Annotated in this window: 14 protein-coding genes; 9 read left to right on the forward strand and 5 right to left on the reverse strand. The window is 38.1% G+C overall.

What is annotated here, in order from left to right; translation table 11 throughout:
• The first annotated feature begins 209 nt into the window (after positions 1 to 209).
• A complete protein-coding gene (locus tag ED2_RS11950) occupies positions 210 to 1,061 on the forward strand; it encodes a hypothetical protein (RefSeq protein WP_016177678.1) in 852 nt (283 codons plus the stop codon).
• Between the two features lie 298 nt (positions 1,062 to 1,359).
• Here ED2_RS11950 and ED2_RS11955 read toward each other — a convergent pair whose 3' ends face one another.
• Positions 1,360 to 2,028: a CPBP family intramembrane glutamic endopeptidase gene (locus ED2_RS11955; protein ID WP_005880132.1), complete on the reverse strand. Its 669-nt coding sequence runs from the start codon at positions 2,026 to 2,028 to the stop codon at positions 1,360 to 1,362.
• Between the two features lie 282 nt (positions 2,029 to 2,310).
• Here ED2_RS11955 and groES point away from each other — a divergent pair, with 282 nt between their 5' ends.
• The gene (gene groES, locus ED2_RS11960) at positions 2,311 to 2,595 is read left to right on the forward strand and encodes a co-chaperone GroES (RefSeq protein WP_005880134.1); all 285 of its coding nucleotides are present in this window, start codon (positions 2,311 to 2,313) and stop codon (positions 2,593 to 2,595) included.
• Positions 2,596 to 2,647: 52 nt separating this feature from the next.
• Positions 2,648 to 4,273, forward strand: a complete 1,626-nt coding sequence (gene groL, locus ED2_RS11965; RefSeq protein ID WP_016177679.1) for a chaperonin GroEL — start codon at positions 2,648 to 2,650, stop codon at positions 4,271 to 4,273.
• A 668-nt stretch (positions 4,274 to 4,941) separates the two neighbouring features.
• On the opposite strand, the gene ED2_RS11970 is transcribed toward groL, so the two are convergent.
• From ED2_RS11970 to ED2_RS11980, 3 genes are all read right to left on the reverse strand, one after another.
• Positions 4,942 to 7,692, reverse strand: a complete 2,751-nt coding sequence (locus ED2_RS11970) for a cation-translocating P-type ATPase (RefSeq protein ID WP_016177680.1) — start codon at positions 7,690 to 7,692, stop codon at positions 4,942 to 4,944.
• Between the two features lie 367 nt (positions 7,693 to 8,059).
• Entirely contained in the window at positions 8,060 to 8,488 is a 429-nt protein-coding gene (locus ED2_RS11975) for a GFA family protein (protein ID WP_005880141.1), read from the reverse strand.
• A gap of 551 nt (positions 8,489 to 9,039) precedes the next feature.
• Positions 9,040 to 9,351: a DUF1700 domain-containing protein gene (locus ED2_RS11980; RefSeq protein ID WP_005880143.1), complete on the reverse strand. Its 312-nt coding sequence runs from the start codon at positions 9,349 to 9,351 to the stop codon at positions 9,040 to 9,042.
• A 411-nt stretch (positions 9,352 to 9,762) separates the two neighbouring features.
• Here ED2_RS11980 and ED2_RS11985 point away from each other — a divergent pair, with 411 nt between their 5' ends.
• The 3 genes from ED2_RS11985 (at position 9,763) to ED2_RS11995 (ending at position 12,450) form a co-directional block, all read left to right on the forward strand.
• Positions 9,763 to 11,166 (forward strand): PTS sugar transporter subunit IIC, encoded by a 1,404-nt coding sequence (locus ED2_RS11985; RefSeq protein ID WP_060789838.1) that lies wholly within the window; start codon positions 9,763 to 9,765, stop codon positions 11,164 to 11,166.
• Positions 11,167 to 11,237: 71 nt separating this feature from the next.
• Complete coding sequence (locus tag ED2_RS11990; RefSeq protein WP_005880147.1) at positions 11,238 to 11,510, forward strand: hypothetical protein; 273 nt, start codon at positions 11,238 to 11,240, stop codon at positions 11,508 to 11,510.
• Between the two features lie 16 nt (positions 11,511 to 11,526).
• The gene (locus tag ED2_RS11995) at positions 11,527 to 12,450 is read left to right on the forward strand and encodes a LacI family DNA-binding transcriptional regulator (protein ID WP_005880149.1); all 924 of its coding nucleotides are present in this window, start codon (positions 11,527 to 11,529) and stop codon (positions 12,448 to 12,450) included.
• 266 nt (positions 12,451 to 12,716) lie between these two features.
• On the opposite strand, the gene ED2_RS12000 is transcribed toward ED2_RS11995, so the two are convergent.
• The gene (locus ED2_RS12000; RefSeq protein WP_005880151.1) at positions 12,717 to 13,472 is read right to left on the reverse strand and encodes a MerR family transcriptional regulator; all 756 of its coding nucleotides are present in this window, start codon (positions 13,470 to 13,472) and stop codon (positions 12,717 to 12,719) included.
• Between the two features lie 194 nt (positions 13,473 to 13,666).
• Between ED2_RS12000 and ED2_RS12005 the strand changes: the two genes are divergently transcribed.
• From ED2_RS12005 to nadE, 3 genes are all read left to right on the forward strand, one after another.
• Complete coding sequence (locus ED2_RS12005) at positions 13,667 to 14,029, forward strand: DUF1827 family protein (protein ID WP_005880152.1); 363 nt, start codon at positions 13,667 to 13,669, stop codon at positions 14,027 to 14,029.
• A 148-nt stretch (positions 14,030 to 14,177) separates the two neighbouring features.
• Entirely contained in the window at positions 14,178 to 15,650 is a 1,473-nt protein-coding gene (locus tag ED2_RS12010) for a nicotinate phosphoribosyltransferase (RefSeq protein ID WP_016177683.1), read from the forward strand.
• A 12-nt stretch (positions 15,651 to 15,662) separates the two neighbouring features.
• Positions 15,663 to 16,490, forward strand: a complete 828-nt coding sequence (gene nadE, locus ED2_RS12015) for an NAD(+) synthase (RefSeq protein WP_005880156.1) — start codon at positions 15,663 to 15,665, stop codon at positions 16,488 to 16,490.
• The last annotated feature ends 45 nt before the right edge of the window (positions 16,491 to 16,535 follow it).

Below are 16,535 nucleotides of genomic sequence, written 5' to 3' on the forward strand. Positions count from 1 at the left end.
AAAAGTAGTTGTATCTATACACTAAAAAAAGAATGTTCTCTTCATAACAAGTTAGGACTCACAAATTTTTGTGAATCCTAGCTTGTTTTTTTGTCATCTTAGATCAGAACAACTATTTCTAAATGAAGAAATAATGATGGCTTGTTTATTCCAAGAATCGGTTATGCTCAAAGCAATCAAACGTTTGATCCAAAAAAAGGGGAAAGAAAATGAGAAAAAAAACTAAATTAGTGTTAACCGTAAACCAAAGACGACATATTGAACGTGAACTACTCAGAGTGACAAGTGTAACAAAGGTTGCTAGATCTAGCCATGTTCCTCCAAAATTAGTAAAATTCGTCAAACAAGAACTAATCAAAAAAAAGAAACTCACAGGAAATGAAATAAGACAGTCTGTCAAAAAGAAGACAAATGCTTTTCAAAAGGAAAGTGTAAAATCAACGCCGATAAAAACTGTAGAAAAACAAAAAGATTTAAGACAGAAGCAATCCGACGATACGGCAAAAATATCGTCGAATCGGGCGAGAAAAAAGCAAAATCTAGAGAGAAGCATATCCAATGTGTCAGGTAAGAGGAATACAAACAGGCAAGAATTGAAAATCAGTACAAAAGCGCAAGTTGAACGTCTAAAATATAAATATAAAAGACAAAAATTAAAAACTTACAGAAATAAATTAAAGCTTGATTTAAACAAAATCGACATGTTTGAAAAAGAAGTAAACCTAGAAAGAAGAAAAGTGGAGCTAGAGAGAAAAGAAGTAGATCTAGAAAGAAGAGAAGTAATTATAGAGAGAAAAAATCTAGAGCTGATAATGAAAGAACAAAAAATCAAACAAACAGGTGAGAGGCCAGAAATAAATGAACAAAGGCAGAAACGAATGTACTTGGACTCATCCTATATACATAAACAAAAATTATTACAGGATAAAGACAGCGGTGGAGTTGAAGCAGAAACCTATATGAGTATTACGGATCTGAAGAAACGTGGGTATGAATTTATGTCTAATAAGAAAATTTTGCATGAGAGGACTGAGTCGGCAATAAGATCTCGTCAGGACTAAGGTAACGTTCATTGAAGATATCATCGTAGAACTATTTAGAAAAATTGGCGAAGGGATTCTGCATGTGCTAACTTTCAGTTGTGTATCGAGAAAGAAAAGTAGAAGTGGCAGAAATAAGGAGAAAAGCAACAGATGAAACAAGAAAAATGATCCTGTTTCTGGCAATGAAGTGTTATCTAAAAGAAGACAGTAAAAAAATAAAAAAGCTTTTCCTATAAAAATGAACGAGCTGTTTATGCTGGTATCGTTCTATTTTTTATTGAAAGCTTTTTTATTTTTATCAAATCAATGGTAATTTTTAATAGGAAAGCAATCCTTTTTGGATAGCGAGTTGGACAATCACGACAAGCGTGTTCATTCCGACATGAGTAATCATTGATGTCCAAATTCGACCAGTTACCTTATATTGTAAGCTGAAGAAAAAACCTAAGAAAAAGTAGATCAATAAATGTCCGTCATTATGTGCGAATGCAAAAAGCAAGGAACTAACAATGGCACCTACCCAAAAATTACTATATCTTCCAACAATACCCAAAATGCTGCGACGAAAGACGAATTCTTCCATGATCGGTCCAGCAATCGTAGTTGCGACAATGAAGGCTGGCGCTTCAAGTATCATTTGGATGATATTTTGTGTATTTTCAGAAGGCGCACTTTCTCCAAATAAAAATGTTTCCAATGTTACAGCTAAACTTTGCAGAATCAAGGCGATAAAAATACCAACAAGTCCATAAAGAATAATTTTTGGTACAGAAGATCTAGGAACTGCTGCTTCGATGGATAAAGGTTCCCTTTGTCTAAAATAAAGGAAGGCTAAAACGATCGCACCTAAAATATAAGCAATTGCTGTCGCAGTAATCAAATCTGTGGTTGTATGGACGATTCCAACAGAGGAAAGGATCAAAGGTGAAAGGAAAATCAATCCATAGCAAAAGATACTCAGAAAACTATATTTTTTTAATGACATAAGGTCCTCCTTAAAATTAGGCAGAATAACGAGGCTTGGACAGAAGTGTTTAACTCCGAGAGATAAGAAGGAGTTGCTTCTGCTCCCACGCTTTCTTTAATTATAACATACTTCATTTACCTTCTTTTGTTTTGAAACGTAAGGGATAACGTAAAAATTATAGAACTTCATTTAAAAAGCTTGCAAAAAAATGGAAGAATGAGTATTATTAAAAATGTAGGTTAGCACTCGACTTGTTAGAGTGCTAATGAATTCAAAAAAGAGTTATCGGAGGGATTTATCGTGTTAAAACCATTAGGTGATCGCGTCGTTATTGAAGTCGCAAAAGAGGAAGAAAAAACTGTTGGAGGAATCGTTTTAGCTTCATCAGCTAAAGAAAAACCACAAACTGGAACAGTTATCGCAGTTGGTGAAGGCCGTTTGTTAGAAAACGGGGAACAAGTTCCTGCTGCTGTAAAAGTAGGCGACCAAGTAATGTTTGAAAAATATGCCGGTACAGAAGTGAAATTTGAAGGAAAAGAATATTTGATCGTCGCTGGAAAAGATATCATGGCGATCGTTGAGTAAAAACAAAGCAATCAATTAAAATGAATGAAAAATTTTGATGAGGTGAATAGATATGGCAAAAGAATTGAAATTTTCAGAAGATGCTCGTGCAGCAATGTTACGTGGCGTAGATAAATTAGCAGATACAGTGAAAGTAACATTAGGGCCAAAAGGTCGTAATGTCGTATTGGAAAAATCATATGGCTCACCATTGATCACAAATGATGGGGTAACGATTGCGAAAGAAATCGAATTAGAAGATCATTTTGAAAACATGGGAGCAAAATTAGTTTCTGAAGTTGCTTCAAAAACAAACGATATTGCTGGTGACGGTACAACAACTGCTACAGTCTTGACTCAAGCAATCGTACGTGAAGGATTAAAAAACGTTACAGCAGGAGCTAATCCTTTAGGTATCCGCCGTGGGATCGAATTAGCAACAAAAGCTGCTGTAGAAGAATTACACAATATTTCAACTGTTGTTGATTCAAAAGAAGCTATTGCACAAGTAGCGGCTGTTTCATCTGGCTCTGATAAAGTAGGACATTTGATTGCTGACGCTATGGAAAAAGTTGGAAACGATGGTGTAATCACTATCGAAGAATCAAAAGGGATCGAAACAGAATTAGACGTAGTTGAAGGAATGCAATTCGATCGCGGTTACTTATCACAATACATGGTAACTGACAATGATAAAATGGAAGCTGTTCTAGAAAATCCATACATTTTGATCACTGATAAAAAAATCTCTAACATTCAAGACATCTTGCCATTGTTAGAACAAATCTTACAACAATCTCGTCCATTATTGATCATTGCAGATGATGTGGATGGCGAAGCTTTACCAACATTAGTCTTGAATAAGATTCGCGGAACATTCAACGTTGTCGCTGTCAAAGCTCCTGGATTTGGTGACCGTCGCAAAGCAATGCTTGAAGACATCGCTATTTTGACTGGTAGTACAGTGATCACTGATGACCTAGGCTTAGAATTGAAAGATGCAACGATCGAAAACCTAGGAAACGCATCAAAAGTTGTTGTGGATAAAGAAAACACAACAATCGTTGAAGGATCTGGCGAAAAAACAGCGATCGAAGCTCGCGTTCAATTGATCAAAAATCAAATCGCTGAGACAACTTCAGACTTTGATCGCGAAAAATTACAAGAACGCTTAGCAAAACTTGCAGGTGGTGTGGCTGTCGTTAAAGTCGGTGCTGCAACTGAAACAGAGTTGAAAGAATTGAAATTACGCATTGAAGATGCATTGAACGCAACACGTGCCGCTGTTGAAGAAGGCATGGTTTCTGGTGGGGGTACAGCATTAGTGAATGTCATCGGTAAAGTTTCTGCAGTAGATGCAGAAGGTGATGTTGCTACAGGTATCAAGATCGTTGTTCGTGCATTAGAAGAACCAATTCGTCAAATTGCAGAAAATGCTGGTTACGAAGGTTCAGTCATTGTTGATAAATTGAAAAATGTTGAATTAGGAACAGGATTCAATGCCGCAACAGGCGAATGGGTAAACATGGTAGAAGCTGGTATCGTTGACCCAACAAAAGTTACACGTTCAGCATTACAAAATGCAGCATCTGTTTCTGCATTGTTATTAACAACAGAAGCTGTCGTAGCTGACAAGCCAGAACCAGCGGCTCCAGCAGCGCCAGCAATGGATCCATCAATGATGGGCGGCATGATGTAGTATTTAATAGAGAACCTTGATATATCAGGGTTCTCTCTTTTTTAATTTATAGAAGAGTAAAGTAAAGAGTATAATCTAGTTTATTATTGGTGAGTAGGTAATAATAAATGTGCCATCACAACAAAGAGTAAATAAAACTTTAGAACTACACGAACAAAATATCTACGTTAAGAATTTTGTATCGAATGATAGCATTAGTTCAACTTATGAGGTAGAAACCTCGCTTCCTTTTTAGGCTAGTGTAGTAATATGGAAAAGAGGTTGGGACAAAAGTAAGAAACAATTTTGTCCCAACCTCTTTTTTTGAAATTTCCGAAAAACCTGACTTTTGGACTTTCGTTTATTCGAGAGTCTGTAGCAAATCTGATTTTTAGATTTATCCCACATTCGTTTGTTTGTTAGGAGAAGTCTCTGAAATGTTTTTCAAACATCTCTAGATATCAGTTTTTCAAAAGAAAGTGAGTGTGGGGCAAAAGTAAGAAACACTTTTGTCTCATTCTTTAAAAACGAATAAACGGTGGGAGCAGAAGCAACTCCTTCGGAAATAAGCCGAAATTCACAAAAATTTGAAAAGCAATTTTCGTTAATTTCTTCTTATTTCTCGGAGTTAAACAATTCTGTCCCAACCTCACCAATTATATCAGCTGGATGCTCAATGATTTCCAGTTTTATTTCACCGAAGTCCGATGTCGTAATATGGCTTTACGCAACTCTTCCAATAGAATGATCGGAATCGGGATCAATGCCAAGCCAAACCAAGCAATCAATGGAATATTTGTGGTGCTGAAGGCATCTTGCAAGAAAGGAATGTTAATCAGAGCGGCTAACAGGCAGATTTCAAAAAGAATACCTAACAAAACTCGTTTGTTGCTGAAAAAACCGATCTTGAATAAGGATTCTTTTTCTGTTCGACAGTTGAAAACAGCACCAATCTGACTAAAAACAATTGCTGCTAAAGTCATTGTAGTGGCCATTACATAAGTTTTTCCTGTGCTTGCCAATGGAACAGTTGGCCAACCGTCAGAATAATTGATTACGAAATAAGCACCAATCGATATTACAGATGCCATCAGACCATACCAACCAAATGCCTTCCAGATCAATTTTTTGGTCAAAAGATGATCTGTTCGTTTGCGAGGCGGTTTATTCATCGTCCCAGGTTCGGTTTTTTCAGTGGCTAGGCTTAGTGCCGGCAACATATCGGTCCCTAGATCGATAGAAAGGATCTGCATCACCGTTAAAGGCAATGGGATCATTCCCCGAGAAAGCAGAAATAAAATTGATGGAAAAGCTTCTGGCATATTGCTATTTAAAATATATAACAAGAATTTACGTATATTATTATAGACCGTACGACCTTCTTCAATAGCATTGACGATCGAAGTGAAATTATCATCTGTTAAGATCATATCGGCGGCTTCTTTTGCGACATCAGTACCGGTGACTCCCATCGCCACCCCGATATCAGCTTTTTTCAAAGCTGGGGCATCATTGACCCCATCTCCAGTGGATGCAACAATTTCACCTAAGGATTGTAAAAGCGAAACGATCCGATATTTTTGTTCTGGTGCGACTCGGGCAAAAATGATTTGATGGGTAAGATTTTCCTTTAGTTCGTCATCAGACATCGCTGACAGTTGATCGCCTGTTACGACACGAACATCGTCACCTTCAACGATCCCGATTTTGCGGGCAATACTTTCAGCGGTCAAGCCATAATCACCTGTGACCATGATGATCCGAATGCTAGCAGCGTGACATTTTTTTATTGCTTCGATGACGTTTTCCCGTGGTGGATCTTGGCTGGCAGTGATGCCGACGAAGACCAACTGAGTTTCCGTTTTTTCAATACTGTATTCTGTTTCATCCGGATTTAATCGGCGGTAGGCGAAAGCCAGTGTTCGTAGACCTTCTTTGGCGAAAATGTCATTTTGATCAAGAATCTGTTTTTTATGTGTGTCGTCGAGAGGCTTGATTTCTCCATTCAGTAAAAAGTAAGTACAACATTCGAGGACTTCGGTGATCCCGCCTTTGGTAAAAATAAAGCGATCATTTTGTTGCTGATGGATCGTCGACATTCGTTTGCGTTTTGAATCAAAGGGTAGTTCACTAAGCCTTTGATAACGTTCTTTCTCTTCTGCCAGAGCATAATCCGCTTTATCTGCTAAAATGAGTAAGCTACCTTCATCGGGACTACCTACTAATTGATATTCCTGATCTGTTTGTTGGATAGCAGAGTCGTTATCTAATGTACCGATACGGATCAGTTGTAATAGATCTTTTTCTTTATCTAATTCGATTCGCATGCTTTCTTTAGTTACGATCCCATTTGGTGCATAACCAGTGCCAGACACTTCATACTGTGCATAAGGCAACCATACTTTTTCGACGGTCATCTGATTTTTAGTCAAGGTCCCAGTTTTATCAGAACAGATCACCGAAGTTTCTCCTAGTGTTTCAACGCTATTTAGATGTTTAACGAGAGCATTTTTCTTAGCCATCGTCTGAACTGCCAGCGCTAAAGATAAAGTGACTGTTGGTAACAACCCTTCTGGAATAAAGGCTACCATCATTCCCAAGGCAAAAATAAATGATTCAACAACAGGATTTTTTACGAAAAAGACTGCTGCTAGAAAGAAAATCACACCGATTACAATGGCGATCAGGGAAAGTTGCTTCGTCAAGACGTTTAGTTCTTTTTCTAATGGGCTGGGAGTTGCAGCAACGGAACCGGTCAAAGAAGCAATTTGCCCAAATTCAGTTTTCATCCCTGTTTGGGTAACTAACATCAACCCACTACCACTGACTACAGAAGTTCCTTCATAAACCAGATTCGCTTCGGCAAAGCGCCCAGCTGTTTTGACTTCATCAGCGGTTAATGTGGCACTATCCTTGTTAACGGTGGTGGATTCACCAGTTAAAGAAGATTGGTTGACTTGCATGCTGTCAGCTTGCAATAGACGGCCATCCGCAGGAATATTATCACCACTTTTGATCTGTACGACATCTCCGGGTACGATATTTTCCACCAGAGTATTTTCTATTTTACCGTTGCGTAAGACGCGAGCATAGTTTGGCAACATTTTTTGTAGGGCAGAAGTTGCTTGACTAGCGCGATATTGCTGCCAAAAACTGAAGAGCCCGTTGATCACATTGACCAACCAGATGGCGATCCCTAATTCGAGCATACCGGCAAATAAAGCAATAAAACCCGATACCCATAATAAGAGTGCCATCAGACTTGTGAAATTTAATAAAAATGTTTTGATAATTGATTCTTTTTTTGTTGTGTTGATTACATTTGGACCGTATTTGGTTAAGCGTTGCTGCACTTCATCTGTCGAAAGTCCCTTTTCTGAACTTGATAGTGCTTGATAAGCTGCTTGGACCGAACTAGTCGCCCAATTTTTCTTGTCCATGGTGATCACCTCTGTTTGTATTTTCCTCCTAAGATCCCAAAATTGCAAATCGATTTATGGGTTACCTGAAATGATGTGAAAAGAAAAAGAATCGTAGAAAATCAGTGATATGTTTGGACTGATTTCTTCATAAAATTTCGTCAGTGTCAGGCGAGATAGCATTGATCACCAGATATTATGGATGGAATGGAAAAGCTGATTCCAATCGGATACATGTTTTGCTTGGCCTATTTTTCAATGAGGTACTTCACTATATGTAAGCCTAAAGAACGAGTGGAGGGGAAATTCAACGGCAGTTGAATTTCCCCTCCGTAATATTTTCTTCTATTGAAAATTGTTGTCGTTGAACAAAACCTCAATGTAGCAACTATTCTTTGTTAAAATACGTTGCTTGTACTATTTTCATGACATCGGCTTCGGTTAGCTTCTTTGTATCATTTGCAAAACTGTAGTAAGAAGGTTTCTGATCGTAATAGACTTCGACTGTCAATGTTGCTCCTTCCTGATCTGCAAATAAATCGATTGGGATACTGTAGGAATCCCCTGGAAGAAGATGATAAAAAAGATGTGATCCACAAATTGAGCAGAAACCACGTTCCGCCCATTCAGATGACTGATAGCGAGTAACTAAGTTTTCAGGTTGGATGGAAATTGTTGCACCTGTTCCTGCTTCAACCGTAAGCAGCGGTCCCGCTCCCCAACGACGACACATCGAACAATGACAGGCGCCCACCTCGGAATGGATGTCTTGAACTTCCATCGAAATAGCACCGCATAAGCAATTTGCTTTCTTCATTTACTTTCCTCCTATTGATCTTTTTTGTTGGATAGTGGAAAAACTTAAAATAGAAAAAGATTAAAACACTGATATTCAAGGAACCATAAGTGAATAAACTACTTACTATTTTTAGTTTATCATAGGGGGAATGAAAAGGCTTTGGGGAACTAGTCCGTCAGTATTATCGAAAAGGGTGTTATTTGAATTCATGCCTTCAAGGTTACTTGTCCTGGTACATCCAGTGTTCCTTTAAAAGCTGTTTGGATAAAAAAAGTTATTCCTTGATAGTGAAGACCTGCAATGGTAAGAAAGGTAATAATCGCGGTTTTAGCAATCAATAGTTTTATACGGTTAAGGAAGGTGCTTCAATGAGGAGCTTTGAGGAAAAAAACATACTAAGATTAGAGGGTAAATTCATCGACGGATGAAATTACCCTCTAATCTTAGTATGTTTTGTCTCCAATTTCTCAAACCTAAACGACTTTTGTCTCGACTTCAGGGATACTTAAGAGTTAACAAAATCTGAGGATAGTGGTCAGTTAGCAGAAGTTTGGAGCCTGTAATACGACTTATCCATAAATCAATCTCTTGTTATAAGCAATGTACTTCGCTGAAATATTTCCTACGTATTTTGTTACCTTGATACATACTGGGACTAGTAGCCCGCCCAAAGCAAACAACAGGATACTTGCTATGCTTTGAAAAACTGAAAAATCCTGAATCGTCAACAAGGTTGCTCCTAATAGTAGAAGTGGAGAGAGCAAAAAGGAACCCGTAACTATCCATAAACTCGCAATAAAGATATAAACACTTGCTGCTGCACCTAAAATGAAGACTACATTAAAAAATAATAGCGAGAAAACAATCGAAGCTTTTTTCATCATCTATTCCCCCTTTTCTTTACTCTATCACTAAAGTTATTTCACAACAATCAGACCTAAGTACTAGTTAATGAGGAAGCGCATTTTTTAGTTAAACAAAGGGAAAACCTGTTGCCATGAGAAAATAAGATGAACTCTAGGAGGAAAGGATAAAATCAATGTAGGTGGAAATAAAGAAGAAAAATATATGAATAAAGAAATGGAGAGTGCGTTAAAACGAAATAGTTTCATGACAACCTCCATTTATCACATATAAATGAAAAAATTACTACAGAGTGTACTATTTTTCCTAGGCATAAAAAATTCTTTTTACATTAAGTAGGCACGCTTAGAAATATATGCTATATTTATGATATCGTTATAATGTATACGCATGCAAAGTAGCGAAAAATAGATTTTAGGAGGATAAGAATGGACAGATTGATGAAGTGGATGGAGCGGTATATTTTACCAGTCGCAACAAAAATAGGTTCAGAAAAACATTTAGTTGCTTTACGTGATGCTTTTATTGGAACAATGCCAGCTACTATGGCTGGTGCAATTGCAGTGTTGCTAAATGCATTTATGCGTGATTTTCCCAATACGTATCTAGGAGAAGGAAATGCAATAACTACATTTTTTACACCAGTTATCGGTGTGAATGGTCTGATCTGGAATGGGACATTGGCGATCATGGCGGTTGTTTTTGCACTATCTTTAGGGGCTAACTTAGCCAAAGCTTATGGGGTAGATCCAGTTTCCGGTAGTATCGTTTCTTTAGTTGCTTTTATTATTGGTTTACCTGATGCTGCTACGGCGGTGTTGACATTGCCGGAAAAATTATCAGAAGAAGCAGCAACGATGATTACTTCTGCTGGTGGAGTCCTTGCTGATGCGGAAGGTGGGCAAACACTTTCAATGGGGGCGTGGGGCTATTTTAATTTTGGAAAATATATGGGTGGCTCTGGGCTTTTTACAGCCATGATTTTTGGGTTTATATCGGTTATCATTTTCGCACTTCTAATTCGTAAAAACATTATTATTCGTATGCCTGATTCTGTTCCTCCGGCTGTCTCAAAAGCTTTTGCTGCGATCATACCCGCAGTAGTCTCATTGTATGTCGTCGGTACTATCAATTATCTGTTCAAACAAACTGCTGGTGTCCCTTTGATTGATTGGATCTCAGAAGCGATCCAAAGACCTTTGATGCATCTTTCACAGGGCTACGGGGCTGTCTTTATTATTGTTCTGCTTGTCCATGTTCTCTGGTTTTTTGGTCTTCATGGAACGAATATCATGTCGCCTGTTTTACAGACTTTATATGGAACAGCGATGGTAGAGAATACGAATGCTTTTCAAAATAAAGAACCGATCCCCTTCAAATGGGTAGCTGGTTCACTTGAGGCTTTTGTATGGCCTGGTGGAGCAGGAGTGACGTTAGTGTTGATCATCATGATCTTGGTACTATCTAAGCGCGCTGATTATAAAACAGTGGGTAAACTAGGGATTGCTCCTGGGTTGTTCAATATCAATGAACCTGTGATGTTCGGTCTGCTGGTCGTCTTGAATCCGTTGTTGATGATTCTATTTATTTTAGCGCCATTAGCAACTGCGACCATTGCATACTTCGCCACAATGGCAGGATTGGTGCGTCCGGTAGTAGTGAATGTGATTTGGGTCATGCCTACGATCATCAGTGGCTTTCTTGCAACGGCAGGTGACTGGCGGGCCATCGTCTTGACAATCATAAACTTGTTAGTGGCTGCCTTGATCTGGGCACCATTCATTCTGGCGGCCAATCGTTTGGATCCTACTCTTGGTGAGCCAGAAGAATAAGTAGAAACAAACTCCTTGCTATGAGACGCGTTTCATAAGCTATACTCAAAGCATCAAAGGAGGGATTTATAATGAATACCTATATCAAAACGACCAATGAAACAACCAATGATTACTTTTATGCTTTTGTAGAATTTAAGGGGTCAATGCTGTTACTCTCTAGTTTTCAAGGGTTAAATAAAACGATGGTTCAGAAAATTCCTTTAAGTGAAATCAGTGGATTGACGAAAGACACGTATTTAGGTGGTCAACGGATCAGTTTTGAGTATAATGGAACATTCTATCAATTTTTCGAATGTGGACATGCTGTGGTAGACTATTTACAAGAAAATCTTTTCGTATAGGTGGCGAAAACCGAGTATGGCAAACATTCGAGATATCGCAAGACTCACTGGTTACTCTGTTTCAACAGTGTCTCGAGTGATCAATCAACATCCGTATGTGGATGAAGTAAAACGTGCAGAGATTTTGGCAATGATGAAGAAGCTTGACTATGTTCCCAATGCAAGTGCAAGACAGTTAAGTTATGGGAAAACAAGAAATATCGGCGTCATTTTGCCCTATGCAAATCACCCATATTTTGATCAACTGATCGGTGGAATCATTGAGTCGGCTTTTAATGAGGACTATAAGGTGACTTTATTGCCTACAAATTATCAAGCGGATCGTGAAATGATGTATCTGGAAGAATTTGCAGGTAAAGCCTTTGATGGGCTGATCATTACTTCTCGAGCGAATCATTTAGAGGCTTTGCTTCCTTATCAAAAATATGGACCGATTGTATTTTGTGAAGAAATCAAAGAAAAAAAGGCAAACTGTGTCTTTATTGACCGTGAACAATCGATTGAAGAAGCGCTTCTCTTTCTACGTGATCAAGGAGTCAGACGTCTCGGTGTGACATTAGGCAGAAGCAGTAGACTCAGTTACAATTCAAAAATCACATTAGAACTTTGCAAAAAAGTGTTTCCGGACTTTGAAAAGCAACATGTTTATTGGGATTGTATCGACCATGAACAAGGTGTCAAAGCTGGCACTTTTTTTGAAAAGCAAGCAATTGATGGGGTGCTAACAAATTCAGATACAGTCGCAGCTGGAATTTTACAGCAATCTTTTTTGGAAAGTAATCGGCAGATAGTTGGTCGGGATAATTTACTGATCAGTGAGATCATGGATTTTTCAACGATCGATCACGGGCTGATTGCTTGTGGAGAAATGGCATTTCAACTTCTGATCGAGGAACGGTTGGAACAAATCAAAATTCCTTATCGATTTATCGAGAGATGAATAAAAAGAATAATCAATAAAAAGAGGTCGAGACAAAAGTCGTTTAGGTTTGAGAAATTGGAAAGAAAAGAGGATGGGACAGAAGTGTTTCTTACTTTTGTCCCACGTTCCTTTTTTCGAATGATCGGTAATCCAGAAGTCACTATTACAAAAACAAATCAAAATTTCACAAAAAGATAAATATTTTTAGGAAATCTGTGCTTGTTTTGTAGCAGACAGCTTTTGTCACGATCGCTATTTCTTATTTCTATTTGATACTAGTATGATTATTCTGTTTGTTTTTTTATGATCTCACTTAATGCTTTTGTTGCTCCCACACCGCTACGGCTATCGTAGTAAGAAGCAAATCGTTCATCGGACAGATACATTGCCGCTAATCCTTTATGCGCTGCTAAACTGTAAGTAGGCCAACTAAAAGCGAGCCACTTCTTATGCGAAGCAAAAATAGATTCTTCCAATTGTTGATTTGTAGGATCTTGAAGATAATGAGTCAAATCAGCTAGAAGCTGTTCTTCGATTGTTTCCATGTCATGATAAGTTTTCTCATCCATCTCTTGCCACTTTTTAGTTGTCGCATGCACTGCCTTGTTGCCGTATTTTTCTCGTATTTCTTGACCATAGTGTAGTTCGTTTTCTGCTAATTTTTGCTGTTTGAATCCTTCAAATTTTTCTTGATCAGTCATATGTGTTCCTCCTTCGTAGTTCGTCAGCGTTTGCTGGATAGTTGTCAAGAGAGTATCGATCTGGTCTCTTTTTTCCTGTAACATTTTCTGATGTTCCAGTAATGCCTGTTGATGGTCAAATTTTGGGTCGTCTAAAATCTCGCGAATCTGTTCCAATTTGAATGCAAGCGAACGATAAAACAAAATATGTTGCAGACGGTCCACTTCTTTTGGTCCATAGATACGATAACCGGAAGATGTGATCCTCGCTGGTTTCAAAAGACCGATTTCATCGTAAAAACGCAGTGTTCGCGGACTAACACCAGAGAGTTGAGCCATTTTTTTGATAGTGTATTCCATTTTCTACCTCCTGACATCTTTAGCATATTCCTTGACGTAACGAGAAGGTCAAGGGAAAGGATGACTATTTTTTTATCGCTGGATTTATGTTATACTAAATATAACAGAAAAAGTTTTTTTCTGTTATTGTTTGATTTAATTGAAAGCGATTCCTTGGGGCGCTTATCCATATTAAAAAAGAAAAGAGGAATGAGATGAAATTAATCGAGACACCTGTAACAAATAATTTGAATATCAAGACGTTTTACCCTAAGATAGTCGATTTTTTCTTTGGCGGTTCAGCAATCAAATATTATAAGCTGTATTCGTTAGATCGTACCCAAATTCTATTTGTAGATACGTATGATAAACAAGAATTAGTGATGATCAATACAAAGAAAAAAATCACAAAGCAGGAAATAGACTTTGCGGTTCGACGGATTTTAAAAGCTGATCGTGAAGACGTCAAGGTACATATTGGCGTAAAACAAGACTTGGAGCAAAGAGGAATCCAGTTTAAGCGACCAAATAAAGACATCGTAATCGTTGAGCAGCGAACTATCGCCTCGGCTGTATAAATAAAAGACCACTAAGATCACTTGGATATCTGATTTTAGTGGTCTTTTTTGTACGTTTTTCAGAAAATAATCAAGATTTCTTCTCCTAAGGTTTTTTTTTGTTATAATGGGAAAGAAATGAAAACTTGCCAAGAGGAGTAATAAAAAAATGAATAAAATATACCCAGATGACAGTTTGACTTTGCATACAGATTTATATCAAATCAATATGATGCAAACGTACTGGGAATTAGGTCGAGCTGATCTGCACGCTGTTTTTGAATGCTATTTCCGTGAAATGCCTTTTAACCATGGGTACGCCGTGTTTGCAGGGTTAGAACATTTAGTCGAATATTTAGAAAATTTGACATTCACAGAGACGGATATTGAGTATTTACGTAATATGAATGTTTATCCAGAAGGTTTTTTAACTTATCTAAAAGAATTTAAGTTCAAAGCAACAGTTCGTTCTGCCCGTGAAGGAGAACTGGTTTTTGCGAATGAACCTTTGATCCAAGTGGAAGGTCCACTAGCGCATTGCCAGTTAGTTGAAACAGCTTTGTTGAACATCGTGAATTTCCAAACACTGATTGCCACCAAAGCTGCTAGAATCAAATCAGTTATCGGCGATGATCCTTTATTGGAATTTGGAACAAGAAGAGCACAAGAACTTGATGCAGCAGTTTGGGGAACTCGTGCAGCATACATCGGTGGAGCAGATGCCACAAGTAATGTACGTGCAGGGAAAATATTCGGGATTCCTGCAAGCGGTACGCATGCACATTCACTTGTTCAATCTTACGGAAATGATTATGAAGCTTTTATGGCATATGCCAAGACGCATAAAGATTGTGTTTTCTTGGTGGATACGTACGATACGCTTAAATCAGGAGTTCCTAGTGCGATCAGAGTAGCCAAAGAATTAGGTGATCAAATCAATTTCCAAGGTGTACGTATCGATAGTGGAGATATGGCTTATATTTCTAAACGAGTACGAGAACAACTAGATGCTGCTGGATTTACTGAAGCAAAAATCTATGCGTCAAATGATTTAGATGAAGCAACGATTTTGAACTTAAAGATGCAAAAAGCCAAAATAGATGTCTGGGGTGTCGGAACAAAATTGATCACTGCATATGATCAACCCGCTCTAGGAGCTGTTTTCAAGTTAGTTTCGATTGAAAGTAAGGATGGTAAAATGATCGATACGATCAAACTATCCAGCAATGCTGAAAAAGTAACAACTCCTGGTAAAAAGCAAGTTTGGCGTATCACGCGTAATTTCGATGGAAAATCAGAAGGGGATTATGTCACTCTTTGGGACGAAGATCCACGAGAAGAAGAAGAAATCTTCATGTTCCATCCAATCCATACATTTATCAATAAAACTGTGCGAGACTTTACTGCACGTCCAATCTTACAAGATATCTATATCGATGGAAAACTTGTCTATGATTTGCCTGTTTTAGATGAGATCAAGGAATACACTCGAACGAACCTTGATTCACTTTGGGAAGAATATAAACGTGACCTTAATCCACAAAAATATCCAGTTGATCTATCTACGGATTGTTGGAATCATAAAATGGCGACGATGGAACGTATGAAAAAAAGTGTTGCAGACATGCACAATGAAGCGTAAGGAGGAAAAACAATGAACTTACAAAAAGAAATCATCAAAGAATTAGGTGTCAAACCAACGATTGATCCAAAAGCTGAAATTCGAGTAAGTATTGATTTTTTGAAAGCATATTTGAAAAAACACCCATTTTTAAAGACATTCGTCTTAGGGATCAGCGGGGGACAAGATTCAACATTAGCAGGGCGGTTAGCGCAATTAACAATGGAAGAAATGCGCGAAGAAACAAAAGATGAGGACTATCAATTCATCGCTGTCCGTTTGCCATATGGGGAACAAGTGGATGAAGAAGACGCAAAAGCAGCCTTAGATTTTATCAAACCAGACGTTAGTTTACGCGTGAATATCAAACCGGCCGTAGATGCAGAAGTCACAGTTTTAGGTGAAGCTGGCGTGGAAATCAGCGACTTCAATAAAGGAAATATCAAAGCACGTCAACGAATGATCACGCAATATGCGATTGCAGGAGAACGAACTGGAGCAGTTTTAGGAACAGATCATGCTGCAGAGAATATCACAGGTTTCTTTACGAAATTCGGCGATGGTGGAGCAGATATCTTGCCATTGTTCCGCTTGAATAAACGCCAAGGAAAACAATTATTAAAAGAATTAAATGCGCCAGAAAAATTATACACGAAGATACCAACTGCAGATTTAGAGGATGGCAAACCATTGATTGCAGATGAAGTAGCACTCGGTGTGACATATGATGAAATCGATGATTATTTAGAAGGCAGAGAAATTCCAGTCGATGCGCAAGAAAAGATTGAAGCATGGTGGAATAAAACGCAACATAAACGTCATTTGCCAATCTCAGTTTTCGATGATTTTTGGAAGAAATAAATTGCAGATCTAAGTAAATCAGAAATTAAAAGCGAATAAAAGTGG

This window comes from Enterococcus durans NBRC 100479 = LMG 10746 (assembly GCF_001544215.1).
Lineage (GTDB): Bacteria > Bacillota > Bacilli > Lactobacillales > Enterococcaceae > Enterococcus_B > Enterococcus_B durans.